Genomic DNA, 10,110 nt, shown 5'->3' on the forward strand with positions numbered 1-10,110 from the left:
TACCAACTAATACATGCGCCCTAGACTTACGTACTAGGGCGCATGTATTTTTTAGTATGTAACTCCTTCACTCATCTATTATCTACAAAATAAGTATCATATGCCTTATCAAATTCATATCCTAACTTTTCTGCTAGTTTAGCAGATGTAGTATTCGCTGCGTCCCAGTTTGGATACTTTCCATTTTCTAAGCAATCCAATATAATAGCTGCACTAACTACAGTTGCCAAACCCTCTCTTCTATGATTGTGATCAGTCGCAACTTCAATTTCAATCCCATCATTATAAATACTATAGGAGGATGCACCGCATACAACTTCTCCATTATATAAAATGCTATAACCTATACCACGGTTTATATAATCTTCTATCGAATGAAATTGACTTGTAAAATCTTCAGATATCTTATGTAATTTGGGGCTATTTGCGATATGCTCATCTATTCTTCTTAACTCATATTCTTTTGGAAGTGCTGATATAAAAGATTGTAATTTTGAACGATTAAAAACTTCTGGATTTCGTTTGAATTTATAACGTAAAAACTTATCTATTTTTCTTTCATGGAATGTTTCTAAGCGTTGTTTCCACTCTTCACTATTTACGATAACTAAAATTCTTTCTGGAATATTACGTAATAACTCTTCTGTTTCTTTCGTATTTGGGTCTCCAGCGTAAAATGTAAAAATTCCTACCGTAACTTGTGCTACTGTTGGATTTTCAAGATCATTTACCCAAGCAGTACCCATATGCCCTTGTAAATAAGAAAGTAAAACAACGTTATTGAAATCCTCAAACATAGAAACTAGTTTTTTTCTTGTATGTATATTCGCTTCATATATCATTTACATTCCCGCCTTCTTTAGAATCAACCACTCTTAACATTTTCATGAGCGCTCCATAATTCGTATTCATATACACACCCACCTGTTCATCATAAAAGCAATTGACTATTAAATTGAAACTTCGAATATTTATAAAATATCAGTAAACATAAAATGATTATAACATCTACTAACTATGAAATGATCAACCTATAAAATAAGTCAACAATAAATATATTTCTTACTCGTTAACAAATGGCTTGAAGGACCAACATAATTAATTATGTAACAACCCTCAACAATAGTTTGAGGGTGCATTTAAATACATGTATTATAACTCATTTTTATAAATAAAAGATTCCGTCTCACCGTTCTTATATACTTTAGTCAATTTAACAACTGACTTGTACGTATTATCGTCATCCTCTATCATTTTTTCATCTCTTCTATTTCGGCATCACCAGTTCCGCCCTCTATTTTTAAACAGTTCGAAATGGCAAGGTATCCGCTTGATGCCAATATAAAAATAAAAATCGTATCAGGAAAATTAATAAATAATAATCCGTAGTTTAAAGGGTCTCCAGCTGGATGTGATAAAAGTAATCGAAAACCTACCAGTTCAGGTACTTGAACAAAATCTCTAGAAACTCTCGGTTCACAACCCACTTACACTCCATCCCTTCTCTATATAGAATTGCTACTACATACATATAGGAAGAAAATAAGAAAAGCTTGGACAATATAACTTTAACGTAACATTATCGTTACCTACTCGTACATTTATATGGAAATCACACCAATTTTGAGTAAGGACACATAATTTTTACTATAAATACATATAACAATTTCATCTTTCATAAAAAAAACGTTATAATGAGGTGTAGCCTCTACGATTACGTTATAAAGGAGATTAAAATTATGGCTAAAATTAAAGTGTACCAAGCAAAAGAAGAAAATATGGATGCAGTAAAAAATATCATTGATGTTGAGGAACAAAACCCAACTGCTGAAAATTTACAAAATCTATATGCGTGTGTATTAGATACTGAAGATATGGCATTGCCTGAATCATATATTGAAGAAGATATCTTAATTGATTCTATTGAAGTTATGGTTAACGCTTCTCAAAGCAAAGTAAGAGACTTAGGCGCATACGATGTAATCGAAGTTCAAAACAAAGGCAAGAAAACGCAAATTTTATTACTTGCAGACGAAGAATACGAAATTATCGAAGGCTAATCTAACACCGTACATACGAAAAAGCTCCTTTCCAATTGGAAAGGAGCTTTTTCATTACGCTTTTGATGTTTCACTCTTTTTATTCATTTGTTCTTTCTTAATTACCATACGCTCATTTCCCATAAAGAAAATGAACATGAATGCTAATCCAGCTGGTACCAATGCCCACATGAATGTTTGAACAATTGAACTAGAAAGAGCGTCAATAATCTTATCTAATATTTGCGGAGGGATTTGAGATCTTGCCGATTCTGATAAAATGGCTCTTGAATCCCCTAATTTTGTATTCATTCCCCCGCTCATCCCTTTAAATGCTTCTTCTAATTGATCTTGGAAACCTGTTCTTTGGATCATTCCGAAGATTGTAATACCTAGTGTCATTCCTAATGAACGAATGAAGTTACTCGTTGAAGTTGCAGATCCACGCTGTTCCATACCGAAGTTATGAATTGAAGCCATACTTAGTACAGAGAATGAGAAACCTACTCCAAATCCGATAATAATCATATAAACCGTTAATAATGCACGACTTGTTTCTGGCGTTAATGTACTTAATAAGAATAATCCGATTAACATAATAACAGCAGAAATAATCATAATGTTTCGGTAGCTCAGCTTAGTCGTTAAAAATCCACCTAACTGCGCTGTTACGACTGATCCTAGCATCATAGGTAAAAGTAATAATCCTGAGTTTGTTGCAGTCCCGCCGTATACACCTTGAATGAATAACGGAATGTAAACAGTTGCTGACATAAATGCAGCACCGTAACATAATGCAATAACTGTACTCATTCCGAATAAGCGCTGCTTAAACATCTCAAATGAAATAATTGGTTCTTCTACTTTTCGTTCAATAAAAATGAATGCGATGATTAAAATAGCGAATCCACCAAATAAACTTAAAATAAAGCTAGAATCCCAATCATATTTTTGTCCGCCTAGTTCAAGCGCAAACATTAAAGAAACTACTGCACCAACTAAAGTAATTGCGCCAAACCAATCAATCTTTTGCTTTCTATGAACGCGTGATTCTTTATAAAAGAATGTAATAAAAATAAGTGCTAAAATGCCAAGTGGTAAGTTAATATAAAATACCCAGTGCCAGCTAATGTAATCGGTAATATATGCGCCAAGTAATGGCCCGAAAATACTAGATAATCCAAATACAGCTCCGAATAAACCACCCATTTTCCCGCGTTTTTCAGGTGGAAAAATATCAAAAACGATAGTAAACGCGATCGGCACTAATGCCCCGCCGCCAATACCTTGAATGGCACGATAAATACCTAACTGTGTAATATTTTCAGCAGTACCACAAAGTGCCGAACCAATCATAAAGACAATTAAACCGAAAATAAAGAATCTTTTTCTACCATACATATCTGATAGCTTACCGAAAATAGGCATGCCTGCCATTTCTGCGACCATATAGGCAGAAACGACCCATACAAAGTTTTCGAGGCCTCCTAAGTCACCAACGATTGTTCCCATCGCCGTTACGACAATGGTATTATCCATCGATGCCATTAAAATACCTAGCAATAAGCCCGCCACAACAAAGCCGAGCTTATTATTCTTCTCAACCATATCTCTTGCTCTCCCTCATACTACTTATATTTGTTTATGTTCTTTTACGACTGCATTACCTTTTTGATTAAAACTAGTATGATATTCTACAACACTAATTTCACATCCAGGACCAATTGTGACGTTGTTGCCTCTTACAACTTCAGCGATCGTATGTTCTAAATAGATATCATCTCCTTCAACAATCGAAGTTTGGAGGCTCCCAGCATGACTAGTAAAAGGAATAAATCTCGCTTTTTTACGAACGGTAATTTTTTTACCACCAATTTCTCTTATCTTACTGCCTTCATAACGAAGTGAAATTTCAATATTTTCAGCATTAAGTAATCCATCACTTTCAAGACCACCAGTTAATGATAAATCTTCTACTTCAATATCTCCCTTTACATTTAAAGCACCTTTTACATCTACGAAATCACCTGAAAACTTTCCTTCAATATTTATCATACCTCTAACTTTTGTTTTTTCAATATGAGCATCACCATGAATTTGTGTATTACCATATACTTTTACATATTCCGCATCTACATTTCCTTGTACTTCGTTATCTCCATACACGACATAATTTTTCACTTTCACATTACCGCGTACATCACTCGTTCCATACGTTTTAAACTCATTACAACTCATATCATTCGTAATTGTTCCTTCACCGCGAATCTTCACTTTATTATAATCTCCGCCTGCTGAATTACCAGAACCATTTACTGTCAGACTATGTGGATGTTCCATACTGATTTCTCCCTTCCGTTAAACCTGCTTAATTTCTTTTACATTTGCATTTTTATCAACAGTAAGAACACCAGTATATTCAATCAGTTCAATCTCACAGTTTGCTCCTACTGTAACATTGTTTCCTCTTACTGTTCTTATGTGAGCATAATCAATATCGATATTGTCACCTTCTAATAGTTCAGCTTCTAACTGCAAGCCAAACACTGTTTTAAATAGCCTACTAAATGTACCTGATCTATGTCTTACTTTAATCGTTTGACCACCAATTTCTTTCGCTCGACATGTACCGTGAATATTTATATTAATTTCATCTGCGTTTAATAAACCACCGATTGTAAATTGTCCTTCTGAAGAAAAAGTATCCACTTCACAATTACCGTCAATTGTAGCTTGACCATTGACTTTAAATTCTTCACCAGTGACATTTCCACCTATCGTACCTTTTCCTGCAATTTTCAAACTGTTTGCTTTTACATTTTGCGTAATTGTTGCTTTTCCATCAATTCGCATCGTTTCAGCTTGAACTGTGCCACCAACTTTACCAGATCCGCTAATTCGTGCACTGCTACTTTTCAAATCGCCAGTAACTGCACCGTAACCGTTACATTCAAATTGCTCACATTCAACATTTCCATTCACAGTTCCTTTTCCGTTTAATTGCACTTTATGAAACTCGCCACCATTCGATGAACCGTAACCATTTATAATCAAATTATCTGTACGCATACTTTCTCCTCCACTACAACAATTTAGTTTTTAATGCTTCGGTATATTTCATAATCGCTTCGCGTAAAACGATTTTGGTGCCTTTTTCAAAAATTAAATCGTCCACGTTTGAAACTAATAAACATGTAGAAATCCCTAACTTTCGGACAATGATTAAGTCACAAGTTTTATGTTTAATTGCTTCATAATTTTCACGTAAAACTTGCAAGACCATTTTTCCTTCTTCTAAACTAATCTCTCCTGATTGTAGTAATTCTTCTAACATGTACACATAAAGAATATCTACAAATTGAAAATCTGCTCTTTTATTCGTTTGTTCTATGAAAAATTGTAAAACTGGTTCTGATGCAATCCCCTTTCGTAAAATGTCTTCCTTTGTTAAAAGAATTTCTCTCACACTCGGTGAAAACATGTTAGCTAGTTCATCAAGTGATAAATCCTCTTTCATCGTTTGGATTTTATCGATACGCTCTAATATCTTTTCTTTCGGAAAAAATGTCTCTTGACCTGTAAACGTTGATTTTCGTACAAACCAATCTTCCGGAATTAAATTTTTTCTTTTCCACCTATATAACTGTCCATATGAAATACCAGTTAGTTCTAATAAATCTTTTTTTGAAATTAAATCTGTACTCAACTGTATAACACTCCTTCCTGATAATAATGTAACATAACACTGTTACGCTGTAAATAAACTTTTATCACAAGTAGCGTAACAATGTGTAAAACAAACCTATTCCTACATACAAAAAAGGCTCTTACACACCTTATGAAAATGTGCAAAAGCCCTTATATATCAAGACTTAAACCAAATATTATAAAAATCAATCCAACCTTGTGAATTAATCATTATATTTTGAACTTTTTCATGTGTACTTACCTCTTGTTTATTACGATATAAAGGAATAATATGAATTTGACGTAACAAAGTATCCTCGATATCACGTAACAGTGTAACTCTTTTCTCTAATTCTTCTTGTCTAAAATAAGGAGACAACTTTTCATGAAAGTCCATGCTGCTTTGTCCATGAATAAAACTATTTTTTGTAAGAAACATATATAATAGACTATCTTCTATTCGTTCACTAATTGTGGCACTATCATGCATCATATCGGCCTTTTGTATCGTACTTACTTCCAATAGCTCTTCTATATCAAGAAAATTATTTTCTACACGAATCCCATATTTCGCACACTCTTTTTGTATCCACTGTGCATCTTCAACATGATCTCGTCCTGTAAATGTGTAGAGTTGTAGCACTTCATTATGATAAGTACTCCTTTTAATTAAACTTTCTACATCTTCCTCAATCTCTACAATGCTTTCACCTGCTAATATTAGTTTTTTTGCCACTTCTCCACGTTCTCCGCCGAGTTCTTGAACGATTGTATAACCATGAATGATGTTATATAACGCTTTCCGAAATAACTCATCTTGCATTGGTCCTTCTTTCGTAAGATTACATGTTATATATGTCACGTTCGACTCAAGCCGAGACAATTCTTTATTATGTTTTTCTTTATCTTTATACTGCGCCTTTACTAAAACATCGTATGTACCTACACCTTGTTCTACATTCCACAACTCAACACGATCTAAAAAAGGTCTTTCACGAAAATATAAAGGATGTCCTTCTAAAATGAACAGATTTTCATTACTTTTATATAATTGAAAAGGCCCGGTTCCAATTAGCCCTCCTGCTTCATCTTCATTCACGATAGAACACTGTTCTGCACTTAGCATATGTAAAAACATTCGATTTTCTGTATGTAATTGAATTTCGAAAACGTAGTCATCCACTGAACGGATACTTTCAACGTGTTGTAACATCCATACGTGTGCATTATTTTCCAGCTTTATAAATCGATTCAACGAGTATATAACATCATGTGCAGTAAGTTGTTTTCCATTATGAAAGTGAACTCCTTTTCGTAAGTAAAACGTCCATATTTTTTCAGCGTCATTATATTCCCAGTGAAATGCAAGTCTTGGCTCTATAATGTTTGTATTACCGTCTACATACACGAGTGTGTCGAATATATGTTTTACCATATGGCATTCTGAGCGCATTGTAGCGTATACAGGATCTAATGTGATATCTAAATTCATTTGTACTTGCAACCGGAGTACATCTCTTCTCCCTTCAGATGTCATTTCAACCTTATGACCAAATATTGAATCCACCCAGGAATGATATTCTCCCTTTACTGATGGAAAATGTGAGCTATAGCGTTCCACAAATATACTTCCGCTTTTCACATCCCCTTTTTTCGTTATTTCTTTTCCTCTATCTAAAATTAAAGATATCGGGTGCTTTTGAAATATTAACTTAGACCGATTTCCTCTGCCGCGACCTGGAAACCACTTGATCCAATTTAACTCATCTAATTTTTTTATAATTAACTTACTATTGCGCTCTGTACAAAATAATGTACCAGATATATTTTGCACTGTTACTTCCAATCGTTCTCCCTCTTTTTTTCCTTTTCCATAAGCAATCCATAGTTCAATGTATTGATCTAAAATAAACATCATACTCCCCCTAAAAGGTGAAAAATCCTCCCTATAGTCTCTACCCTTTTTCCAACTCTCCTTTCATCTTATCATTTCAATATAGAAAGGAGGAATTAATATTGAATTATCTCTTACTTCGTTACAATAAACCTATTTTTATTAGATTGTGTGGTGAATTATTAACCCGAACGACTGAATCTATGTTAGCTCTCATTATGATTATTTACGTCAATAAAATGTTAAACGGCAATGTAATAATAACTATGCTAATTTTCGGATTACAGCCACTTTCAGACATTTTATTTACACTTATTGCTGGAGGAATTACTGATAAATATGGCCGAAAAAAGATTATGTTACTCGGATTATTACTACAAGGTGTTGCAATCGGCAGTTTCGTTTTCGCTCAATCTGTTTTTATATTTGCACTGTTATATGTCATTAATGGTATTGGGCGTTCCTTATACATTCCAGCTCAGCGTGCACAAATTGCTGATTTAACAAAACAAGAGCAGCAAGCAGAAATTTTTGCTCTCCTACAAACGATGGGAGCAATTGGATCCGTAGTCGGCCCTTTAATCGGTGCATGTTTTTATAATACTCACCCAGAATATTTATTTATCGTGCAAAGTGTAACCCTTACGATATATGCCGTTGTTGTTTGGACCCAGCTCCCAGAAACCGTTCCACCTATGAGTAAGTCGAAACAAACAGTTGAGGCAAGTTCACCAAAGCAATTTATTTTTAAACACTATGCTATATTCGGTCTTATGGTTTCTACACTTCCTATTAGCTTTTTTTATGCACAAACTGAGACGAATTATCGTATTTTTGCAGAACATGTATTTCCTAATCTCGTATTCATACTCGCATTTATTTCAACATGCAAAGCCATTTTGGAAATCATACTACAAATCTTCCTCGTAAAATGGTCTGAACGATTTTCTATGGCGAAAATCATCCTTATTTCTTACGCCTGCTATACAATAGCTGCAGTTGGCTTTAGTTATTCAACGACGATATTGTCGTTATTCTTCACCTTACTCTTTTTAGTCATTGGAGAAAGTATTGCTCTAAACCACTTATTACGATTCGTTTCAGAAATTGCACCTCACAATAAACGTGGTTTATATTTTTCAATTTACGGTATACACTGGGATATATCTCGAACGTGCGGACCAGTTATTGGTGCAGTTTTATTAAGTAAGTTAAATGGAAGTATGCTGTTTTATATTTGTGCTAGTTTCTTATTAATTGGAGGTATTGTTCAAGCACTGTTTGTTCAAAATTTAGAACGTAAAAAAATCACGAACCAGCCTACACATAATTTATAGGTTACTACTTTTTCAGTAGATCAATATTTCTTATTGGATGAATATTAAAAAACAAAAGTGAAGTATTTCGCGTATGAAAGTATGTTTTATATGGCAGGAGACGTTCCTTATTTACAACTAAAAACACCTCATTTAAGGAAAGTGAGGTGTTTTTGAAATCACTTAATTTCTTATCCTGCCATTTTATTAATACTATCCTCTGGTGAAAATACAGAAATATGATCTACCTTACCAGTCGATTTTGGAATGACAAATTTCAGCTCATACTGGTTATTTACTTTGTATACATATATTTTATCTTCACCATTCTCTTTAACTGAAGATGGTTTTCCTAATGCTTTTTCAATTTCTTGTAATGTAATCAATTTTAGTTCTGCATGATATGAGCGTACATCAAAAACTTGTGACCCTTTATTAAATCCGAAAACAATATTTTTATTTGTAAAAGTTGCGTACATTCCGTTCCCTGCATATTCGGTTTTATTTGCTTTCCCCCACGCTTTTTCAATTTCTTCAATATCCCCTGTATGGGCTCCAAATGGTACATTAGGTACTTTTCCTTCTTTTGCGAGTTCAAACAAATCTTTAACGTGGTTAATTGATTTTTGATTAAGTGTTCTATTTTTCGAATCTGGGCCAGGCGATGGTTTTGTTGTTTTTTCATTGCTTGGTTTTGCTTCAGGATTTTTCTGTTCTTCTGAAAAATTACTTTGTTCATTTTTATTATTTTCCGAGGTTGGATTTGTTTCCTTTTTTTCGTCTGTCTCTTTACATGCGGCTAGTGCAAACATACATGTAAACACCAAAAATAACATAACTATTTTTAAATATATTTTCATCATCTTTACCCCCTATTGCATCTTATTCATTTCGTTAACCAACCCATTACACTACTTTTCAAATTATGTTTGTTCCAAAAAAGTCAGTGCTTCACTCTCTCCAAAAGCTTGTACAAAATATATTACAAAAGCTGTTTCTAAAAAGTAACCAAGTCTGTTATATCCGAAGTAACTACCTCCTGATAAACGAAACCATTTTCATCTCCTTATTTAAACCTTCTCTTCTCAATGATAATATCCTCTATCTATAACTTAAAACATGCTCTCACAACAGCTCCTTGAAACAGAAAAAAACCAGTAGGAAGTGATTACTC

General features: G+C 33.8%; 9 protein-coding genes and 2 pseudogenes. 2 read left to right on the forward strand and 9 right to left on the reverse strand.

Annotated elements, in window-relative coordinates:
• Positions 1–71: 71 nt before the first annotated feature.
• Both ACQGS6_RS17660 and ACQGS6_RS17665 read right to left on the reverse strand, forming a co-directional pair.
• On the reverse strand, positions 72–842 hold the full coding sequence (locus ACQGS6_RS17660) for a GNAT family N-acetyltransferase (protein ID WP_000638734.1): 771 nt from the start codon (positions 840–842) through the stop codon (positions 72–74).
• Positions 843–1,152: 310 nt separating this feature from the next.
• Positions 1,153–1,478, reverse strand: a pseudogene (locus ACQGS6_RS17665) (BC_2878 family exosporium-associated protein); the annotation flags it as partial.
• Between the two features lie 261 nt (positions 1,479–1,739).
• Between ACQGS6_RS17665 and ACQGS6_RS17670 the strand changes: the two are divergent.
• Positions 1,740–2,060: a hypothetical protein gene (locus ACQGS6_RS17670; RefSeq protein WP_001062727.1), complete on the forward strand. Its 321-nt coding sequence runs from the start codon at positions 1,740–1,742 to the stop codon at positions 2,058–2,060.
• A 54-nt stretch (positions 2,061–2,114) separates the two neighbouring features.
• On the opposite strand, the gene ACQGS6_RS17675 is transcribed toward ACQGS6_RS17670, so the two are convergent.
• From ACQGS6_RS17675 to ACQGS6_RS17695, 5 genes are all read right to left on the reverse strand, one after another.
• The gene (locus ACQGS6_RS17675; protein ID WP_098537175.1) at positions 2,115–3,647 is read right to left on the reverse strand and encodes an MDR family MFS transporter; all 1,533 of its coding nucleotides are present in this window, start codon (positions 3,645–3,647) and stop codon (positions 2,115–2,117) included.
• 24 nt (positions 3,648–3,671) lie between these two features.
• Positions 3,672–4,379, reverse strand: coding sequence for a hypothetical protein (locus ACQGS6_RS17680; protein WP_000400909.1), 708 nt, complete (start codon positions 4,377–4,379; stop codon positions 3,672–3,674).
• Between the two features lie 18 nt (positions 4,380–4,397).
• Positions 4,398–5,108: a polymer-forming cytoskeletal protein gene (locus ACQGS6_RS17685; RefSeq protein WP_001258386.1), complete on the reverse strand. Its 711-nt coding sequence runs from the start codon at positions 5,106–5,108 to the stop codon at positions 4,398–4,400.
• 13 nt (positions 5,109–5,121) lie between these two features.
• Positions 5,122–5,745, reverse strand: coding sequence for a YhbD family protein (locus ACQGS6_RS17690; RefSeq protein ID WP_000102244.1), 624 nt, complete (start codon positions 5,743–5,745; stop codon positions 5,122–5,124).
• 159 nt (positions 5,746–5,904) lie between these two features.
• Entirely contained in the window at positions 5,905–7,641 is a 1,737-nt protein-coding gene (locus ACQGS6_RS17695; protein WP_098537172.1) for an SgrR family transcriptional regulator, read from the reverse strand.
• 101 nt (positions 7,642–7,742) lie between these two features.
• On the opposite strand from ACQGS6_RS17695, the gene ACQGS6_RS17700 reads away from it, so the two are divergent.
• Positions 7,743–8,957, forward strand: a complete 1,215-nt coding sequence (locus ACQGS6_RS17700) for an MDR family MFS transporter (RefSeq protein WP_001108458.1) — start codon at positions 7,743–7,745, stop codon at positions 8,955–8,957.
• A gap of 170 nt (positions 8,958–9,127) precedes the next feature.
• Here the strand turns inward: ACQGS6_RS17700 and ACQGS6_RS17705 are convergent, their stop codons facing one another.
• Positions 9,128–9,799, reverse strand: coding sequence for a YjgB family protein (locus tag ACQGS6_RS17705; RefSeq protein ID WP_009327068.1), 672 nt, complete (start codon positions 9,797–9,799; stop codon positions 9,128–9,130).
• Positions 9,800–9,822: 23 nt separating this feature from the next.
• A pseudogene (locus ACQGS6_RS17710) lies at positions 9,823–9,994 on the reverse strand (aminopeptidase); the annotation flags it as partial.
• Positions 9,995–10,110: the final 116 nt, after the last annotated feature.

Source organism: Bacillus sp. GMs2/2 (genome assembly GCF_050172095.1).
GTDB lineage: Bacteria > Bacillota > Bacilli > Bacillales > Bacillaceae_G > Bacillus_A > Bacillus_A cereus.

Bases quoted from the DNA above. Each gene is read 5' to 3' on its own strand.
- ACQGS6_RS17660 (WP_000638734.1), bottom strand. From the start codon at position 842: ATGATATATGAAGCGAATATACATACAAGAAAAAAACTAGTTTCTATG.
- ACQGS6_RS17670 (WP_001062727.1), top strand. From the start codon at position 1,740: ATGGCTAAAATTAAAGTGTACCAAGCAAAAGAAGAAAATATGGATGCA.
- ACQGS6_RS17675 (WP_098537175.1), bottom strand. From the start codon at position 3,647: ATGGTTGAGAAGAATAATAAGCTCGGCTTTGTTGTGGCGGGCTTATTG.
- ACQGS6_RS17680 (WP_000400909.1), bottom strand. From the start codon at position 4,379: ATGGAACATCCACATAGTCTGACAGTAAATGGTTCTGGTAATTCAGCA.
- ACQGS6_RS17685 (WP_001258386.1), bottom strand. From the start codon at position 5,108: ATGCGTACAGATAATTTGATTATAAATGGTTACGGTTCATCGAATGGT.
- ACQGS6_RS17695 (WP_098537172.1), bottom strand. From the start codon at position 7,641: ATGTTTATTTTAGATCAATACATTGAACTATGGATTGCTTATGGAAAA.
- ACQGS6_RS17705 (WP_009327068.1), bottom strand. From the start codon at position 9,799: ATGATGAAAATATATTTAAAAATAGTTATGTTATTTTTGGTGTTTACA.